At 46.6% G+C, this 20,061-nt stretch carries 13 protein-coding genes and 1 tRNA gene; 1 reads left to right on the top strand and 13 read right to left on the bottom strand.

Features of this window, described 5'->3' with window-relative positions; translation table 11 throughout:
• Nucleotides 1-410: 410 nt before the first annotated feature.
• The 11 genes from AC1EKT_RS05985 to AC1EKT_RS05935 all read right to left on the bottom strand — a co-directional run bounded on the left by AC1EKT_RS05985 (nucleotide 411) and on the right by AC1EKT_RS05935 (nucleotide 15,855).
• Complete coding sequence (locus tag AC1EKT_RS05985; protein ID WP_481615806.1) at nucleotides 411-2,333, bottom strand: SpaH/EbpB family LPXTG-anchored major pilin; 1,923 nt, start codon at nucleotides 2,331-2,333, stop codon at nucleotides 411-413.
• Nucleotides 2,334-2,577: 244 nt separating this feature from the next.
• On the bottom strand, nucleotides 2,578-5,031 hold the full coding sequence (locus tag AC1EKT_RS05980; RefSeq protein WP_481615805.1) for a hypothetical protein: 2,454 nt from the start codon (nucleotides 5,029-5,031) through the stop codon (nucleotides 2,578-2,580).
• A 426-nt stretch (nucleotides 5,032-5,457) separates the two neighbouring features.
• Nucleotides 5,458-6,354, bottom strand: a complete 897-nt coding sequence (gene nusG / locus AC1EKT_RS05975) for a transcription termination/antitermination protein NusG (protein ID WP_481615804.1) — start codon at nucleotides 6,352-6,354, stop codon at nucleotides 5,458-5,460.
• Nucleotides 6,355-6,395: 41 nt separating this feature from the next.
• Nucleotides 6,396-6,623, bottom strand: coding sequence for a preprotein translocase subunit SecE (secE, locus tag AC1EKT_RS05970; RefSeq protein WP_415687565.1), 228 nt, complete (start codon nucleotides 6,621-6,623; stop codon nucleotides 6,396-6,398).
• Nucleotides 6,624-6,658: 35 nt separating this feature from the next.
• Nucleotides 6,659-6,734, bottom strand: a tRNA-Trp gene (locus AC1EKT_RS05965).
• 157 nt (nucleotides 6,735-6,891) lie between these two features.
• Complete coding sequence (locus tag AC1EKT_RS05960) at nucleotides 6,892-8,130, bottom strand: pyridoxal phosphate-dependent aminotransferase (RefSeq protein ID WP_415683626.1); 1,239 nt, start codon at nucleotides 8,128-8,130, stop codon at nucleotides 6,892-6,894.
• Nucleotides 8,131-8,630: 500 nt separating this feature from the next.
• The gene (proB, locus tag AC1EKT_RS05955; RefSeq protein WP_391496014.1) at nucleotides 8,631-9,776 is read right to left on the bottom strand and encodes a glutamate 5-kinase; all 1,146 of its coding nucleotides are present in this window, start codon (nucleotides 9,774-9,776) and stop codon (nucleotides 8,631-8,633) included.
• Nucleotides 9,777-9,810: 34 nt separating this feature from the next.
• A complete protein-coding gene (gene obgE / locus AC1EKT_RS05950) occupies nucleotides 9,811-11,484 on the bottom strand; it encodes a GTPase ObgE (RefSeq protein WP_481615803.1) in 1,674 nt (557 codons plus the stop codon).
• A gap of 147 nt (nucleotides 11,485-11,631) precedes the next feature.
• Entirely contained in the window at nucleotides 11,632-11,883 is a 252-nt protein-coding gene (gene rpmA / locus AC1EKT_RS05945; protein ID WP_004106248.1) for a 50S ribosomal protein L27, read from the bottom strand.
• 33 nt (nucleotides 11,884-11,916) lie between these two features.
• The gene (gene rplU, locus AC1EKT_RS05940; protein ID WP_004111933.1) at nucleotides 11,917-12,225 is read right to left on the bottom strand and encodes a 50S ribosomal protein L21; all 309 of its coding nucleotides are present in this window, start codon (nucleotides 12,223-12,225) and stop codon (nucleotides 11,917-11,919) included.
• A 174-nt stretch (nucleotides 12,226-12,399) separates the two neighbouring features.
• Nucleotides 12,400-15,855 carry an Rne/Rng family ribonuclease gene (locus tag AC1EKT_RS05935; protein ID WP_481615802.1) on the bottom strand — a complete coding sequence of 1,152 codons (3,456 nt, stop codon included), beginning with the start codon at nucleotides 15,853-15,855 and terminating at the stop codon, nucleotides 12,400-12,402.
• A gap of 414 nt (nucleotides 15,856-16,269) precedes the next feature.
• On the opposite strand from AC1EKT_RS05935, the gene AC1EKT_RS05930 reads away from it, so the two are divergent.
• Nucleotides 16,270-17,211: an AEC family transporter gene (locus tag AC1EKT_RS05930; RefSeq protein WP_415687575.1), complete on the top strand. Its 942-nt coding sequence runs from the start codon at nucleotides 16,270-16,272 to the stop codon at nucleotides 17,209-17,211.
• 285 nt (nucleotides 17,212-17,496) lie between these two features.
• Here the strand turns inward: AC1EKT_RS05930 and AC1EKT_RS05925 are convergent, their stop codons facing one another.
• Nucleotides 17,497-18,936 carry a Maf family nucleotide pyrophosphatase gene (locus tag AC1EKT_RS05925; RefSeq protein ID WP_481615801.1) on the bottom strand — a complete coding sequence of 480 codons (1,440 nt, stop codon included), beginning with the start codon at nucleotides 18,934-18,936 and terminating at the stop codon, nucleotides 17,497-17,499.
• Nucleotides 18,937-18,976: 40 nt separating this feature from the next.
• Nucleotides 18,977-20,053, bottom strand: coding sequence for a homoserine kinase (gene thrB, locus AC1EKT_RS05920; protein WP_481615800.1), 1,077 nt, complete (start codon nucleotides 20,051-20,053; stop codon nucleotides 18,977-18,979).
• Nucleotides 20,054-20,061 lie beyond the last annotated feature (8 nt).

Raw genomic sequence — 20,061 nt, 5'->3', positions numbered from 1 at the left:
TATTTAGCGTTGCTGAGGGCTGGGTGTTTCTTGTCTTACAACGCTCTGCCTCTTGCGTCTTGCATGGTGTTGCGGTTGTTCCGATTTGGCTTTGATTTTGTTTTTTGGTTGAAGTTTGTTTGTAGTGGTTGATCATTTGGATTATTTGGTATCGGCTGCCGCTCTTATACTGTTCGACCAAGAATCACCCAGCCCTCACTGGCATTCTGTTCTTGGTTTTGTTTACCAACACGCCAGATAAGTAAACAAAATCGGGGAAGTGTTCTTGATTTTGTTTACTTGAAGTCAAGTTCTATTCAGGGCGAAAAATCTCGAATCTCTGCCACACAAATATGAGTCTAGGATTTAGTTCAGTAAACCCTAGACTCACACTTTGCTATTAGACTACAAGACCAGCTTTAGAAAGCGGATCAAGCGTTCTGCTGCTGTTCTTCTTCCTTGCGATTGCGCACGTACATAATCACGCTCGCAACAATAAGAACCATGCCCACAACAGCGAAAATCAGCACGCCATAAGCACCAGTTGCAGGAAGGTTGAACCAGAAGCTCTTGCCATCGTCGCCACCCTTAAGTGGGAAGTTCTCAAACGGCTCAGTCGTAGTCTTATCTTTCTCAACGGTCACAGCGTGGACTACAGGAGAAATCGCATAACCCTTAGGAGCTCTAACCTCAACAAGATAAACCGGCTCACCAGCGCGAGTCTTGTACGGAGTCGCGAAGTTACCGCTATCATTTGTTGTAGCAGTCTGTACGTCAGTAGTAGCGCCAGCAGCATCACCAATAGTTGACGCAGCCTTGCAAGCGTAAATCTTGTCAAGTTCCTTATTTTCCTTAATACCTTGAGCGCAAGCATTTGCCTTTTTCTCATCAGCAAAAATCCTGAACTCAGCATCCTTAAGATCTTCTTGCTTGCCGTCCTTCATGTAGTACTTATGGACATCAAGGAAACCGAAGTCAATAGTCGCTTGAGAATGATCATTATCAGGAATGATTGGTGGCAAAGCACTAGCATCCTTCTCATGAGCTGGGAAGAAGCCGGACTTGTTTATAATCTGATCCTTGCTAGTGTCAGCTGCAGTCTGACCATCAGCAGGAGCAGTGTAAGTCTGGTAATCAGGATTAATCTCAAACTCAAGATCTACTTCAACATTAATCGTGTCTCCTGCCTTAGTACACTTGTTTATTTCTTCAGCAATCTTATCAAGACCTGCCTTTTCAAACGTTACTAAAATACGCGTGTGACCAGAAGCAAGATCCTTACCTTCATCTGTCTTACTATCAGTGACTAAAGTGACTTTGTAATCTTTAGGTTCAGTTGCAGTACCCTTTTCAAGAGTCGTTTTACCAATTTTCACAGTCTTCACAGCATCAGCAAGAGTTGGAGTAGTTGTTGATCCATCAGGCTTTTGTACTGTCAAAGCAGCAGTTGGAGCATCATCGAAGACCTTATAGCCCTGAAGATCGTTAGCGGTCAAATTCCTGTCATCACGCTTAGCTATGTTCACGCCGGCAGTAATCGTGAAAGGCACTTTATCCTTAACGCTAGCGAACTTAGTCTTATCGTAAACCTTCTCAATAGTAGCCGAGAGATCCTTATTCTTTGGCTTCACAGTAGGATTATAGTTATAAGCCACAGTCGTCTTGGTTTTGTTACTACCATAGGCTTGCGTCGTAGTGTACTCTGGCAAAGGAAGCGTCATATAGAAGGATTGCAAGTCAGAAACACCATAGCCCTTAGGCGCGCTAGTTTCCTCAACCTTGTACAAGCCAAGGTCAAGAGAATTTTTCCCATCACCAAACTTGGCTATACCTTTATTGTCAGTTTTGCCAGTGAACACATTTTTACCATCACCCTCAGTCACGGTACCGAGTGTAATTTCAGCGTTTTCACCACTATCTGCGATAGTGTGATCGTTCAGCTTAGTAACAAGTTTCGCAATCTTCTGCCAAGAATCAAACTTGCTAAGATCTAAGTCAACATACTTGTCACCTTCCTTAACAGAAGTGACTTTAGTCAATTTGAACTCAGCGTCTTTAAGCGGCTTAAAACCAGTAAGGCAAGAAACTGATGCACCCTGAGTAACAACCTTCCCCCTACCTCCAGAAGTAGTAGAAGAAGTAGTATCCTTCACGCACTTAAGGATGGTTATAGTACCTTTCTTAGGAGCATCATTCTCCCACGGAGCCGGAGCAGGTCCATCCGTTCCTCCCTGTAAATTATTACCCTTACCCCACGCGACACTAGATACAGTTACAGCACCGGCGACGCACAGCGTGCCAGCCATCGCAAGCGACACCACCGCCGCCACGAATTTATTAGTGAACTTTTTCATGTTCACTCCTTTCATTTGCCGTTTTACGGCAACTAGAGAATTAGTTTGCATTAATAATGCTCATACGAGTAAAGTTTTAAAATTTTTAGCATTTACCTTGTGTTATCACGCTCCCGAATCCCGAAAGACTGCGCAATAAAACAATGCACAATAAAACAATGCGCGAAACAGGAAGGCTTTATGCGCAAATGCGTACGTAGTCGCCTTATGCGAAGCACCGCGAGTAAATGCATATACAACTGCTTCATACGTAATTGCATAAGCCTCGCCACCTTCCAAAAATTAATTTGCGACCGCGCTCACTTTGACTTACCACGAAGCCAGCAGCAAGCAGATTCACCAATAATGCGGCAAGAATACCCAGCTGCAAATTACAACTCTGACCGCCCGTGTGCGGCAAAGTAAAATTACTCACCAAGTGAATATTGAGCGTAAAAGCAGCAAAATCCTTATGTTCTTTAAAAGATGCTGGAGCAGCAGTTAGCGAAGATTTTATCGACGTAGGGGTTAAACTGCCTTTTAGACCATCAAACGTTTCGAGTGCTTTAGGTTTCAGAGCAAACACAACGCACTGGTAATCGCCAACCTCAGCCGGCTTTATGCTCACTTCCTTATCAGTTCGTGCAGCCACATTCGTCTTAGGATCAGCCGACACACAAGTCTTCTTGCCTTCTTTATCAGAGTGGCACGTATTTTGATTATCATCCGCAGGCACACTCAACCCAAGCTCGGCAAGATTACTACTCCAAGTCTTGTATTCAAGATTCTCCGCAGGTTGCGATGATCCAGAAGATTGCTCAGCTTGCGAGCCAGTGCCAGTAATAGCGCCACTTGAGCCACCTACAGCAGAACCACTTTCAGCAGAGCCAGCACCTCCGGTCGAAGCACCGCCACCACCAGCATTATTCTTCTTCTCGCCCTTCGAACACAGCACGCGCAACGTAATCTTATTCTTGCTATCCGCCGCAGAAGTAGCATCAACAAACGGCTTAAGCTCCATACCAAGTATCGCAGAAATCTTGTTATTGTCGCTAGTCAACGCTGTTTTAGAACCATTAAACGGATACACCTTCAGCATAAGATCATTATCACCAATTTCTGGTGGTTTCGGCTTTGGAGGATTACTCGACTTCACCTCAATCGTAACTGACTTATAATCCCAGTCAACGCCTTGCTTAATAGACGCCTTATTGTCCCACTTCGTGTCAACGATGTTTCCCTCAAACAGAGATTGCTTACCTGCCGGAGTTGCTGCTCTAGTATCAAACTCTTTTACTAGATTAGAAGATTCCGGCTCTTTACCGCCGTCTGATTTTCTCTCTAATTCAACATCTTTTTTAATAGCAAACACTTTGCACTCAAAAGTTCCAGCCTTCGCAGGCTTGCCACTAATCCAACTTTGAGAGCGCTCAGTATAATCATCATTCTCATACAAAGCATACTTATCTGCAGTGCTATCCTTTGGATTATTCTGTTTTACCATATGCTTGAACTGAGTCTGATTATCTGCAGAAGGATTATCTTTTTTATCTTTAAGACTCAAACCATTAAAATTATCTACAGTGTAATTATTGGCATCATCCTTGCAAATCATGTGATGGTACAGCTCGCCTCGCTTATATATCGATTGCGAATCAATAAAAAGCTTATTAATAGAATCGTAAACGTCTTTTTTATCAGTACTGCCAGCAGTGCCTCCGCTAGCACCTTGACTATTAGACTTTGATTTTATAGTAATTTTATTACCACTTACCGCAACATCATCCTGCTTATTCACAAAATCGTATACGCTCAGCGATAAATCACCAGATTGAGGATTAGGCAAATCCTTTTTATCTAGTTTCGCGTTGATGATGTTCTTAGATTGTGGTTCAGAAACACCTGGATAATGTATTGCGACTTTAAACTTATATTTCTTATCAGCTACTAACCATTTGCTTGGGAAAAAGCGTATAGAACCATCGCTATTAGATACACCTTCCGTAGATTTGGCAGTGTAGCTATCATTCTTATCATTCTCGCCCTTGAAAAAAGCATAATTTACAGAATCATCATTACCATACTTTTTCAACTCAAGCCACACGCCATCAGGCAATGTTTTCTGCTCTTTACCAGCAACCTTTATTGTTGGAGTAATAATCTGAGGAACCTTATAATAAGGCTCACTCTCAGTACCTTTAATGCTTAACTCCTTACTATAAGTAATGCTGTAGCATTTTTCAGGAGTATTATACTTTTTCTTACCATTGCACTCTGGATGAAGCTGAGGCTCTTCATTCGTGCTTCTGTCAGTGCCGTTAACAGCTTTCGCAGAATCAACATCTTGCTTTTTAACGTTTTTCTTTACATCAGAATCAGTCGACTTAGCCTTATCATCAACCTTGTTACTATCAGGCTTCTGCTTTTCAACAGGATTCGACTCTTTATTATTATTATTCTTATCAGATTCAGTATTATTAAATTCACTCTGCTCGGACTGCAGCTTCTGCCCACCCTCATCCTTAACAGAACCAGACTTAGCACCCTCAGCCTTCTCAGTGCTAACTTTCTCGCCAGCACCACCAGCACTTAAAGCATAAGTTGGAGCAATCACAAAAGTAGCAAGCAACATTGCAATCGTCACGAAAAAAGCAAATAGGGAACGGCGAATTGAGCGCACTAGTCGAAGGAAACGGCTAAATATATGCAAATTAAACATATACACCTACCACCTAATTCGCCCTCTTATATCATAATGTCGTTATTACAACGGCACTAAAAACTCGAATTCCCTGCAAAACACTCTGCTAAAATTCTCGCTAAAATTCTCTGCTAAAAACGCTCTTCTCAAACACTCAGCACTATACCCCCCCCCCCATGCCTATTTGCAAGCCAAACTATATATTTAGAAATATTTATTATTTAAATTGATAAAAGCACGATAATTGCAAGAAAATTTAGGATTATTTCCAAATTTTACGGCGTGTCGTAGTAAATAAGCGAACTAACTAAAACGAAAAACCAAACAAAACCAAAAAACTAAACAAAAAACAAAACAAAAAACCGGAGTGCAATACGCACCCCGGTTTGTAAAATCTACAAAAGCTAACTACAAAAGCTAGCTACAAAAGCCTAGGCTTTCAACTCAAACAATCGGCTCCACTTGGTTAAATCCAAGCTCCACAGGAGTTTCACGACCAAAGATGGAAACCAACACTGTAAGCTTCTGAGTTGTAGGCTCCACATCCGAAACCACAGCTGCCATCGTTGAGAATGGACCGTCGGTAACTGTTACCTGATCGCCAACCTTGTAAGCAACCTCAACCTTACGCTTACGTGCTGCAGCCGGCTTATCGCCAGCATTCTTCAAAGCTTCGGAAGCAATCATCGGAGCCATCATTGCCACAACTTCCTTGCGGCTCAATGGTGCAGGCTCTCTAGAAGGACCAACGAAACCAGTCACGCCCTCGGTTTCGCGCACAATGCGACGAGCGTTCTCATCCGGCCACATGCGAATCAACACATAGCCTGGCACACGCACGCGAGTAATAACCTTCTTACCCTTTTCCGTATGCTTCTCGACTTCTTCCATAGGAACTTCAATCTGGAAAATCTTATCTTCCAAACCAAAGCTCTGCACGCGAGATTCAACGTTAGTTTTTACGCGCTTTTCGTAACCAGAATACGTATGAAGAACGTACCACTTGCCTTCCAAAGTTCGAAGTTTCTTAGAAAATTCTGCTACAGCGATTGCGCCGGCATCAGTTGGGTCGGCATCGTCAGCATCGCCATCATCACTAGAAGCATCAGCAGCATCGTCAGCAGAAGCACTTTCAGCAGAAGCTGCGCCATCAGCTACAGCAGCTTCAGCAGCAGCTTCCTCAGCTACATCAGCTTCAACAGACTCGCTAGATACAGCAGCTTCATTATCTACAGCTGATTCGTTTGCTTCGTCAGCATCATGATTTGCTTCGTCAGCATCAAGAGAAGCAAAAGCCTCATCAGCTTCATTTGCTTCTTCGAGATTGAATTCATCAGTCATCTTGCATACACCTTCAAAATTTCAACTCAGCCAATTTCAACTCAGCCGAACAGCCACATTACGGACTTACCCAAACCGAAGTCCATGCAGGTGACGAAAGCCATCAAAAATACAACAAATATGAAAACTGCAGACGACCAAGCAAACAACTCTTTGCCGTGAGGTGCAATAACCTTGCGCGTCTCGTCAATAGTTTGCTTAACGAACATGCCAATACGCACGAACAAGTTATGCTCTACTGCTTTCTTATTACTGCGTGCCTGCGCCATGCTTGAATCCTTCGTGTAAAACTTGAACAAAAAACTGGCAGGGACGGCGGGACTCGAACCCACAACCTACGGTTTTGGAGACCGTTGCGCTACCAATTGCGCCACATCCCTAAGGTGAACTTGCTCATCATACCCCAAAAGGAACGAAATAGCAAACCGCCAGATAGACATACTATCTCATGGGCATGATTTCGTTATATCGTCGTGCAAAAGCGAGTGTCGCATTTTGCAACTGCAAGCAAGTTCTTATTTTGCAATAAATACTTGCTTAAGCTTCAACCCACTTCTTCATGCGACGCATGCCCTCAGCAAGCTGGTCGTCAGCAAGAGCGCAAGAGAATCGCAAATAGCCAGGAGCACCAAAAGCTTCTCCCGGAACCGCAGCAACATGCGCTTCGTCAAGCAACATTTCAGCAAATCGAGAAGAAGTATGCGGCACTTCGCGCTTCTCGCCAAGCGGACGCTCAAGCAGCGCTTCAACGTTAGCAAACGCGTAAAAAGCACCATGAGGAAGAGGGCAAGTAACGCCGTCAATATTGTTCAACGCTTCCACAATCGCTTTGCGTCGAGCATCAAAAGCCTCACGCATAGTGGCAACCACGTCCAGCGAACCGCCTACTGCAGCAATTGCTGCGCGCTGCGAAATATTAGAAACATTAGAAGTCATATGGCTTTGAAGCTTAATTGCAGCTTTAGCGACATCTTCCGGCGCCACCATCCAGCCAACACGCCAGCCAGGCATGGCGTAAGTTTTCGCAACACCATTCAAAATCAGCAGCTGCTTACGAATTTCCGGCACCTCGACGCCAATATACGAAGTCGAAATGCCGTCGTAATGCAAGTGCTCGTAAATCTCATCAGAAATAACCCAAATATGGTGTTTTACAGCCCACTCGCCGATTGCGCGAATAGTTTGCGCGCTCCAAATAGCACCTGTAGGATTCGAAGGCGAAGTTACGATAATTGCGCGCGTGCGTGAAGTGCGAGCGGACTCAATTGCCTCAATATCTGGCTCAAAACCGCGATCTGCACCTGCCAAAACCGGCACAGGCACGCCGCCTGCAAGCTTTACTGCTTCCGGATAACTCGTCCAATACGGAGCTGGAATAATAACTTCGTCGCCATCATTTAAAAGAATTTGGCAAGCTTCGTACACAGCTTGCTTTCCGCCGTTTGTAACTACGACTTGATTTGGGGAAACTTCGTAGCCGGAATCTCGCTGCACTTTGCGCGCAATCGCCTCCCTAAGCTCTGGCAAACCTGCCGTAGCAGTATAACGATAGTTGCGCGGATCTTTGCAAGCTTGCGTTGCAGCATCAACAATGTAAGAAGGAGTAGGAAAATCTGGCTCGCCCGCGCCAAAGCTTACAACATCAATGCCGTCAGCTTTCATAGCTTTTGCCTTGCCGTCTACTGCCAAAGTTGCGCTCGGAGCGACTCGGTTTATACGCTCGCTTAATACGCGCCAATTTTCTGAGGATGAAGTTTCTGCAATATTCTCTGCCATGATTTACAGTGTAACCTTAAGCCGCGAAACGACAAATCTGCCACACACACCACACCAAACAAAACCACTACCAAACAAAACAACGGAGGTGATATAGCTACTTTAGTGAGGGAGATTAATGAGGTAGAGATTTGAGATTTTTCGCACTGAGCGCGGCGAACGTCAGAGCCGCAGGCTGCTGATTCGCCAAGCGAAGAAGAAAAATCGAAAATCTCGGCGATAGGATGAGGTTATTAACGATTGGTAAGCAGAGTTTGGGAGATTTCTCTACGAGTACTAAAAGAGGACTGAGCGAACGCAACACAAGATAAATAAAGTTAAATAACGTAAAAGAATTTTACACGAAAGCGGAGTGAAGGACGGGACGTACGAGGAGAGAAATCTCCCAAAACTCGCGCCACTAAAAGCAAAAGACCGCCGCGCATAACACAGACCGCGTTTCAGTCTCAAGTCGCCCTTTTAAAAACACAAACTCAGAAACAAGAGACAAAACGCATAAATCACACAAGCACGAGATTATCGCGATGAACCACCGGATGCGCATACTGACGGCCGAGTGATTCTTCAAGCTCATCGCTCGTACGCCCCATAATCTCCGGAATTTCCTCCGCGTCGAAAGCCACCAAGCCCTTAGCCAAGTGATTACCCTGCTCATCGTCAATCCACACAGGATCCGTCGCCGAAAACTCGCCGCGCACGCCAACAATACCAGCCGCAAGCAAGCTTGCGCGACCTCCGCGAACCGCCTTCGCAGCACCATCATCAACCACCAAAGCTCCGTGCGGATGCGAAGCAAAACCAATCCAAAGTCGCCTTGAAGAATCGCGCGTATGCACCGGCGCAAACACAGTGCCAACAGCATCTCCAGCCAGTGCCGGACCAGCATTTCCAGCGCAAGTTAGCACAGTTGGAATTCCAGAAACTGCAGCAACATGCGCAGCTTCCATCTTCGTCACCATACCACCGGTACCTACGCCTGAAACACTTGCGCCAACTTTCACTTCTTCAATCGCACGCGTCACATCTGGCACAAAACTCACACGCTTAGCACCCGGCTCACTAGGAGGCGCAGTATAAAGAGAATCCACATCCGTAAGCAACACAAGAGCTTCCGCTCGCACAATATTTGCTACAAGAGCCGCCAAACGGTCGTTGTCACCAAATCGAATTTCGTTGCTAGAAAGTGCATCATTTTCGTTTACTATTGGGATTACGCCAAGCTCAAGCAAACGTAGCATTGTGCGCTGTGCATTGCGGTAGCGCGACGGCGAAATAGTAACGTCCGCAGTAAGAAGCATTTGCCCGACTCTGAAACCAAATTGCGAAAATGCAGCTTCGTATTGAGCCATAAGCAATCCTTGACCAACTGAAGCTGTTGCCTGCTGAGTCGGCACATCTTTAGGACGCTCATTAAAGCCGAGCAAACCAAATCCAGCTGCAATTGCGCCAGAAGACACAAGCACAATGCGAGCGCCTTGCATTTGCGCGTGACTTATTGCAGTCACAAGAGCGCGCAACTTTTGCAAATCCAGCTGCCCGGACGCGCTCGTAAGTGAGCTTGAGCCAACTTTTACAACGATTGTGCGCGCCTCACGAATTGAACACCGAACCCCATCTTCGGTAAGCTCAATTTCTGGATTATTCATAAGATTCCTTTTGACATTGATTCTTCTAGTTTTCTTACTCTTCGCCACGGCCAAACAAGCTATTTTCGTCATGGCGATCGTCATCCACAGAAGGATCCGCCCAGTGACCCGACTTTCGTTCAGCCATCATCGCGTCTCGAACTGCGCTCTTTGCATCCATCATGCTGTGATAATCTCGTCTACGCTCAGCATTCGTGCGTCTTGCTCCGCGAGGATCGTTCGCTTCGATTCGCAAATCCTTGCCACGCGCACCCAAGTTAGCGCCGTCCAATCCTTCTGCACCAGCAGCAATACTTGGATCCCAGTCGAAGCAAACCATATGGTTCCCAGTGCCAATACGAATTTCGTCTCCTGGACGCGCGCCCTTCTTGCGCAATTCATCCTCAACACCAAGCTTTGCTAAGCGATCTGCCAAATAACCAACGGCTTCGTCGTTGTCGAAATTCGTTTGCACAACCCAGCGCTCAGGTTTCGTTCCAGTAACAGTGAACCAAAAATCACCATTCCTGTCTTCTTCGCGCTTAATTTCAAAGTCTGCACTATTTCCACGTCCATCATCGCGACGACGACGCAAAGCTGAAGTCTGCTGCTCAAGAGGCTGGATGACAACACGCTCTTCTTCACGCGCTGCTTCCTCGGCAGCGAGCTTCTCACGCATTTCTTCAACCATTCGCCCAAGCGCAAAACCGAGCTCTTTCAAGCCTTCATGCGATGCGGTAGAAATCTCGAATACAGTCAATCCCATCTTCTCAAATTCACCGCGTACAAAATCAGCCAATTCTTTAGCTTCAGGCACATCAACTTTATTTAGCACAATAATGCGCGGACGCTCTGGAATTGGGATCGCACCCAACGGAAGCTCAAGTTTATCAGCGTATTGCGCAAGCTCATGCTCAAGAGCGTGGTAATCGCTAATTGGATCGCGATTTGGCTCCAGCGTTGCGCAATCGATTACGTGCGCAATAATTTCTGTGCGCTCAATATGACGCAAAAACTCAAGACCTAAGCCTTTTCCTACGGAAGCTCCTGGAATTAAGCCTGGAACGTCTGCAATTGTGTAGCGATAGTTGCCAAAGCTTACAACGCCTAGGTTTGGCACCAAAGTAGTAAACGGGTAATCAGCAATTTTCGGCTTAGCTGCACTAATTGAGGCAACTAAGCTTGATTTTCCTGCGGAAGGGAATCCAACTAAAGCTACGTCTGCGATAGATTTGAGTTCCAAAATTACGTCGCGCTCTTCGCCAGGCTCGCCTAAAAGCGCGAATCCTGGGGCACGACGAGTTTTGTTTGCAAGTGCTGCGTTGCCAAGACCGCCAGCACCTCCCTGCGCTACAACGAATTTGTCTCCAACATGTTGCAAATCCGCCAAAACTTCGCCCGGTCGCTTTTGAGAGCCTGCGGCACCGCGTGCTGTAAAAACAACAGTTCCAACAGGCACAGGAAGTACTAAGTCTGCACCTTTTGAACCGTCTTTAGTGTCACCTAAGCCCATCGTACCGTTTTCTGCAGTGCGGTGAGGCATGAAGCGGTAGTCAAGTAAGCTATTTGCGTTGCGATCAGCTACAAAAATAACGGAACCGCCGTCACCGCCATTACCGCCATTTGGGCCTGCTAATGGCTTGTACTTTTCGCGACGAACTCCGGCAGATCCGTTTCCACCATCTCCGCCTTTTACATGCACTGTTACGCGGTCTACAAAATCACTCATACTGCTACCTTACTCGAAGATAAACACTTAAATTCTCTGGAACATGCGAGAACAAAAAAGCCGCACCGAACTGGGTGCGGCTTAAACGTTTTATCGTCGACTTATTGCCGTCGACTTATTGTTGAAGCGCTTAGGCTTAGCTAAGATTCAGGCGGTAACGACGTCAACAACCTTGCGGTCGCGACGAATACCGAACTTCACATTGCCGTCCACCAAAGCGTACAGCGTGTGATCCTTGCCCAAAGCAACGTTCTGACCTGCGTGGAACTTAGTGCCGCGCTGACGAACGATAATGTTGCCAGCCACTACAGCTTCACCGCCAAACTTCTTAACACCAAGATATTGCGCTTGTGAGTCGCGACCGTTGCGCGAGCTAGACGCACCCTTCTTATGTGCCATCTCACTGTCCTTTCAGGTTTATAACACCGTCAATCAGGCGATGGCCGTGATCTTGACGAGAGTCAACTTCTGACGATGACCCTTGCGACGAGCCACACCAGTCTTGTTCTTATACTTCATAATGCTAATCTTTGGACCCTTGGCTTCGTCGTTCAAGACTTCTGCCTTCACCGTGATCTTAGCAAGATCCTTGGCGCTCAAGGTCACCTTAGCACCGTCAACAACGAGCGCGACCGGGAATTCCACGGTATCGCCCTTCTTTGCATCGAGACGGTTCACGAGAATGGCGTCGCCAACCTCGACCTTCTCTTGATGGCCACCGGCCTTCACAATCGCGTACATAATTCGTTCCTTAGCTCAATTGAAAGCTTACTTTTGCCTTGCGCACAGCAAAACGCGCGCGGCAAGACACCGACTATCAAAAATACACCTACCCATGTACTAACGTCAAGTCGCTAGATTCATGAGTCAATGCAGACAATATTCAATATTGTACTCAAGGCATATACTTAGTCACTATTCAGAGGCGCAATCATCACTTTCTGTAGGTTCTTGCGCAGGTTCCTGAACAGTTTCCTGCGTAGTTTCTTGCGCAGTTTCTTGCGCAGTTTCTTGCGTAGTTTCTTGCGCAGGTTCTTGCGCAGGTTCCTCATACTCAGCAATCTCTTGCGTAGTATCCTCTAAATTATTTTCAACTAATTCTTCAGAAGTTTTATCCGCTTCACTAGTTTCCGCAGCTTCACTAGCTTCCGCAGTTTCACTAGCTTCGCTAGTTTCCACAATTTCGCCAGCATCCGCAACTTCGCCAGTTTCCGCAATTTCGCCAGTTTCATCCGCATTAGAAGATACAGAATCTTCTTCAGAATTCAAAAAATTACTATACTGCGTTTCTTCTTCAGATTTATGAGCTGCGTCAGTGATTACAGACGCGGCAGCTATACGCGCTAACTTAGCTCTCACTTCCGCGCTAGAACCCTGCTGCTTAACGGGAGCAGGCTGTTCCGTTGCGCTTCCATGACCATACTTGTTTGTTTTAACAAAAGGATCTCCGCCTTTAAGCGCGTAAGGATCCGCATATTCCGAAGAAACAGTAGGCTCATCGTGCAAAATAAATCCACGTCCCTTGCACGTTGGACACTCTTCAGAGAACGCTTCAACTAAGCCTTGACCAACGCGTTTACGTGTCATTTGCACAAGACCAAGAGACGTAACTTCAGCAACTTGATGCTTCGTGCGATCCCTAGCCAAGCATTCCAAAAGCCTACGCAAAACCAAATCGCGGTTCGCTGGCATAACCATATCAACATAATCGATCATGACCATGCCACCAATATCGCGCAAACGAAGCTGGCGCGCAATCTCTTCAGAAGCCTCCAAATTACAACGAGTAACCGTTTCTTCCAAAGACTTACCGCGCCCAATGAATCGTCCAGTGTTCACATCGATCGTAGTCATTGCTTCCGTACGATCAATCACAATAGAGCCGCCAGCCGGCAAATAAACCTGACGCTCCATGCCCTTACGAAGCTGACTATCAATCTGCCACTTATCGAAAACGTCCTTGCCTTCATGCTCAGCAGGATCCCAATATTCAACCTTGCTGCGCAAATCTGGAGCCATCATCTCAAGATATTCATCAATTCGCTGACGCACTCCCTCGCCTTCAACAATAAGCTTTTGGAAGTCATCGTTGAAAATATCACGCACAACACGAATTGCCACATCAGGCTCACCCTGTAACAGCTTAGGGCGCTTTCCATGCAAGTATTCTTCGCGCTTAGCTTCAATGCGCTCCCACTGCTTAACAAGCGAATCTAAGTCTTTTTCAATCGACTCCTCGCTTGCACCGTCAGCAGCAGTACGAATAATAACGCCCATATCTTTTGGCGCAATCTTCGACACAATAGCGCGCAAACGCGAGCGCTCTCGATCCGAAAGCTTGCGGCTCACACCTGTCATGCCGCCAGATGGCACAAGCACTAAGAAACGCCCTGCAAGAGTTACTTGCGAAGTCAATCGAGCACCCTTATGTCCAATTGGATCCTTAGTAACTTGCACAAGCACAGGATCGCCAGACTTAAACGCAAGCTCAATTCTACGAGGCTGACCTTCAAGACGAGCCATATCCCAATTAACTTCGCCTGCATAAAGCACGCCATTCCTGGCTTGACCAATATCTACGAATGCCGCTTCCATGCTTGGAAGCACGTTTTGAATACGCCCAAGATAAATATTTCCAACAGTAGCAACTTCTTGAATATCAGAAACGTAGTGTTCAACAAGAATATTGTCTTCAATAACGGAAATTTGCGTGTGGCGATCGCGCTCACGAACAACCATTAATCGTTCAACATTTTCGCGACGAGCAAGGAAATCTTGCTCCATAAGAAGGTTCTGACGGCTACGCTCACGTCTATTATCCCTACGGCGTTGGCGCTTTGCCTCAAGTCGCGTAGAGCCTTCAATATCCGTAATTTCGTCTATATACTGCTGCTTGCGCGAGCGGCGAGAAGTCAAGTCGTCATCGTTCGCATTAGTGTAGTCGGACGACTCTTCCTGAGAAGATGCGGAATTTGCGTCATCGGATGATTTAGAACGGCGGCGACGACGGCGACGCGTATAAAGAGTTTCTTCCTCATCTTGCTCACGAAGTTCTTCTGGATCTGGAATTAAATCGCGATCTTCTTGAGAGACTTCATCTATTCTTGCGCGTTTTGTGCGAGAATTTGCGTCATCGTCAAGATCGTTAGAAATATCGATGTCGAAATCGCGGCTTTCGTTGCGGCTTTCGTTGCGATCAGCGCGAGAGTTACGGCGGCGACGACGGCGGCGCGTAATCATTATTTCGTCGTCATCATTGTCATTATTTGCATTATAGTCGTCGTTTGCGCTTCTGTTATCGCTTTCGTCACTGCTATCGCGGCTATCTCTTCTATCGCGACCGTCTCTGTTATTGCGATTACCTCTGTTATCTCTGCTATCGCTGCCACTTCTGCTGTCTACTGCATCGCTTTCATTTCGAGCGTCATCATCATCAGAAATGTTATTTGACATATTGCGACGATTAGAACGCCTATTTGAAGTATTTTCTGCAGATAAAATATCGCTAACGTCAAGAGTTTCATCGATGCGCGTATCAATAGGAGCGTAAACAATATTGTCGTATGTAAGATCTTCTTCAATTTGCTCGACTTCAGCTGCAGCACGTCGCTCAACAGCATTCAACCTGCGAGAACGGCGAGAACGCTGGTTTTTGCGAGTTTTTTCATCGCGACCATCTTGCGAATCCTGAAAATCCTTAGCGTACTCAGAATCTTGAGAATACATAGAACGACTTGTTTCACGCGATGTTTCACGGCTATTTCCTCTGCCGCTATCACGCTTCATTTCGCTCGAATTCTCGCGTCTTTCAGAACGTGACTTGCGTTCTCTACTATCGCGAGAATCACGACTATCACGACTATCACGAGCATCACGAGCATCACGGCCATTGCGTCCAGCGCGCCTTCCGCGAGAAATATCGCGCAAGTCATCACGCAAATCATCATTCAAGCCATCGCGCAAGTCATCATTCAAACCGTCACGCAAACCGTCACGCAAGTCGTCGCGCGAACCGCTGCTTTCTTCACTACGATCGTTCACTACCTTAGGAAGAACTGGCTCCTGGAATAGCAGCGAAGTTATCGGGCGCGATTTAACAACATGCGGCTCAGAATTCTTCGCACTAGAATCCTCAACTTTTAGTTCCATTGCTTCTCCAGCCGCACCGGCACCACGCGTAACTCGTCGACCGCGACGGCGACGCGTAACACCAGAGCTTTGCTGCAAAGTATCACCGGCAGCTATGTTACTTTCCGAAGAATCTGCAGATTGCATTGTTTCGGACATATCCGCAGAAGTAGCAGTTTTAAACACAGTTCTACTATTTTCAGCTTCAGATTCATTGAAGCGTTCTCTTATTATTCTGGGCACTATGCTCCTCACGAGACGCTGCATCGCCTCGCATCCCTGGCTTTAAGTTGAGCACGCACGTGCGCGAGCCACCCCAAAGCTCTCTACAAAGTCTAGCTGCGCGACAGCGGACGCCAGCCTCGGAAAACGCTCACGAGGGGATCGACGCCATCGATTGCCTGGCGGCTTGCAGTGCCACCGCTCTCTAGTATGCCATATTGCCGAGTCAAATATATAACTCGTTGAATATTAAATTTGCATCACTGCTTTAAGCCAATTAGCAGTTACTAAAAATTCCAATAATTTCAAACTCATCCATAGCACGCACAAAAGTTGCGTATCGCTCCTATAGTTGCAGCAGAGGTTTGTGCGAATATATTTGCGCACTACTTACTATTTGGAAATACTATTTTGGATACCCTTTGGAGGCAAGAAATGGGCTTAATCAGCGCAATGCAAGGCTTTTGCGTAATTGGCATTGTTATTGCTGCAGGCTACGTTACTGCTCGCATGCGCGTTGGCGGTTCACAAGCTCAAATGGTGCTAAATCGCGTAAGTTTTTTCGTTTCCAGCCCTTGCTTAATGTTTGCGATCCTTTCTAAAGAACCTATTTTTGAGATTTTTCACTCTTCGATTTTTGTTGCATTCTTTTCTGCGATGATTGTTGGAATTGCGTTCGTACTGCTTAATCGCATTTGTTTCCATCTTCCTGCAGCCGACTGCACTATAGGCGCTCTCAATTCTCTTTATTTGAATTCAAACAATATTGGCCTTCCAGTTGCAACTTATATTTTGGGAAATCCTGCGCTTGTTGCTCCGATTTTAGTTATGCAACAAGCTGTGTTTACTCCTGTTGGTTTGACGGTTCTCGACATTACAACTACTGGAAAATGTTCGCTTAAGCGCATAGCTCAGCAGCCTTTAAAACAGCCACTTTTAATTGGTTCGCTTGGTGGAATTATTATTTCTGCAATTTCCGCAAAAGTTGGCTACTTCCCTGTTCCGAATTTTCTTTACGATCCAATTAAGATGATTGGCGATTCTGCAGTTCCAATGATTTTAATGGCTTTTGGAATGTCGCTTTACGGCAGCAAGCCTTTGCAAAAAGATTCTAATCGAGCTGCTATTGCCACGGTTGCTGTGCTAAAAAATCTTATTATGCCTGCAATTGCGTTTTTGCTGGCTTACTTTGTGATGGGTTTTCGCGGTGCGACTTTGTATGCGTGCGTTGTGTTAGCTGCGCTTCCAACCGGTCAAAACGTTTACAATTATGCTGCGCGCTACAACGTCGGCTTAAGTTTTGCGCGCGACGGCATACTGTTTTCTACTGTCACTAGCCCAATTTGCATAGCCGTAATTGCAGCCGTTTTAGGGTGATTGCGTACGCGTTTATCTTTTGCTGCAAGAGAATTAAAACAAACGCGATAAAACGGCAGAAACTTTACAGCGTTGTAAAGGAAAAGTCGTTTCCCACCTCAATCCGGCAGAAACTGCGCAGCGACGTAAAGTTTCGGTCGGAAAACCGGCAAAAAACGGCAAAAACTTTACAGCTGTGTAAAATTTATGCCGCCTACACGTGCAATCCCGGCAGAAACTTTACAGTCGCGTAAAGAAACGGTCGGCTACGCGCGAAAAAACGGCAGAAACTTTACAGTAGCGCTGCTAGCGAATCGAGGCGAGCGAATCGAGACGAGCGCGGAATGACGGCCAATCCGTGCGCATTGCCGTAAGCAGCTTCAGCTTAGGCACGTCGTCAATCGGCACCCACTTAATTTCCATACTCTCGTCATCGTGCGCACAAGGATCCACACTATGCCCCGGCTTTTCAAACGCAAAAACCGTTGTATAACGCCAGTTTCCGTGATCTTCGCGGTAAGCTCCAACAACTTCAATATCTCCCGAAGTAATATTCGCTTCCTCGAAAGACTCACGCAATGCGCCCTCAATCGCGCTTTCGCCATCGGAAATTGCGCCGCCCGGAATTCCCCAAGTGCCACCTTCAGCGCTCCAAAGCGCGCGATGTTGCATCACAACGTGCGTCACGCGACCAGTTTCAGCATCTCGCCTAGCAAGCAGCACTCCGGCAGCGCCGTTATGACCCCAATGCCTTCGACCACAATCGCAATGCACCCATCCATCTCCCGGCTGATGCACATTTTCTTTAGGCACCTCCGTGGAAGTCGGATCGTTCTTTTCGCCAACTTCTTCCAAGCTTTCCTTATTCCACAAATCCGGCCATGCGTACCCAAGCTCGGTGACCATACTGCGAAGAAGCGGCAAGCTGATTCCAAGAACACCGTGCGGATCTCCATTAATACTTTCAATAAAAGCTCCGCCAAAACCTTCTAGCGTAAAGGATCCTGCAACTTCCAGCGGCTCTCCAGTTGCTACATACGCGCGAATTTCCGCGTCACTCATTTGCGCAAAAGTTACGCTTGCGTGGCTTGTTTTGCACACGATTTTGCCGGTTTTTGCGTCGATTAAACAGTGACCAGTCCACAATTGTCCTGTTTTTCCGCTCATTTGCTTGATTCGCTCAAATGCAACTTCGGGGGTATGCGGCTTCCCGTAGCATTCGCCATCGAGCAGGAACATGGAATCGCAGCCAACAATCAGCACACCGCTACAATCATTAGAAGATTTATTTGTATATGCAAAATCGTGGATATCGAAAGTTTTTGTAGGAACAGTTACGCCTGAAAAATCGCGAGTTTGCGCCGTATCTACGTTATGTGTTACATCTGATTGCGAATCGCTTGCTAAAGCGTTACCAGCAGATTCAGCAGATTCCGCAGATTCAGCAGATTCTGCAGGTTCAGCTTCCAGCGGATACCCCACAACTAAATCGCCACTAGCACTCGCCGCTGCATCCGCCACAAGTTTCCACGCATTGTACACAGCTTGAGCTTTTGCGCGAGCCAAAATCGACACGCGCTCACATGCACTCAACTGCTCAACGCTTGTACCTCGCTCACTAGCAGCATCACGCAAAGCAACCGGCTCATCCACTTCGCTTACGTGAATTACCGGAATCACTCCAGCTGCCGCCAAAACCGCTCTACGCGCCGGAGACTGCGAGGCCAAAATCAACGAAACTGTCATACCTTACTCTTCCTTTTACGCCTTTACAACTTCGCACAAATCATTCGCGACTTATTGCAACGCCAGTAGAATCAACAGGCACGTGCAAAACGCGCCAGCCAGTACGCGAAAGCCACGGCTCGGCAATTGCGTCGATTTTTTGAGCCGCACTCTTTTTATACTCAGCATCTCCTGCATAAAATACAGCAACGCACGATCCTGCTCCAGAAATCGCTGCCGCAAAACCATTCTCGCGCAACGTTTCCACCAGCTTCCACGAATCCTTCATAAGATTTGCGCGATACGGTTGATGAAGAGCATCTTGAGTTGCTGCAAAAAGTAACGCATTTCGCGAAATATCAGATTTTACTGTGCCTAATTCATTTTCCGAATCACTATTTAACTCACCAAAAGCAACCGGAAGCATTGCAGCTCGCGACACGTTAAATATTGCGTCACCATACGGCACTTTTGCAGGAAGCGCGCGCCTAGCAAGCTCTGTAGAAAGCTCGAAATCAGGAACAAATACAGACACGGAAATATCTTGCGAAACTTTGTATCGTACAGTATGAAAACCGGTAGAAAGCGGAGCTTCGCAATCTCCAGCAACGCGCACAGAGCCTTTGCCTTCTCCAGCATCAAGCTTCCAGCTCATCGTCAAACCGCCAAAAACTGCAGGAGCAACATTGTCTGGGTGGCCTTCAATTGCAGCCGCGATTTCGAAAATTGCTTCGCGATTAAGCTCGCCTTCGTGCGCAAAAGCCCAAGCAGCAGCAACTGCAGCCACAATCGCTTCTGCAGAAGAGCCCATACCGCGCGCTTGCGGAATCCGATTATGCGCTTCTAACGTAAATCGCAAGTTTGGCAGACCAAATATTTTGCAAGCTTTGCGAAAAGTCGCTACAACTAGATGCGTTTCATCTTTTGGAAGCGTATCCTCGCCTTCGCCGTGAATAATTACGCGCACGTTTCCAGCATAATCAAGCGAATCAAGCGAATTTTTAGAATGATTATCATCCAGAGTAAAAACTAAAGAATCCGCATAATCAAGCGCAATACCGGCTGTATCAAACCCAGAACCGAGATTTGCACTAGTTGCTGGCACGCGCACGGAAACACTGTTACATACCGGATTCATACGATCAC

The sequence above is a fragment of the Bifidobacterium sp. C0047B3 genome (assembly GCF_056590535.1).
This window is presented reverse-complemented; position numbering and strand designations above follow the sequence as displayed.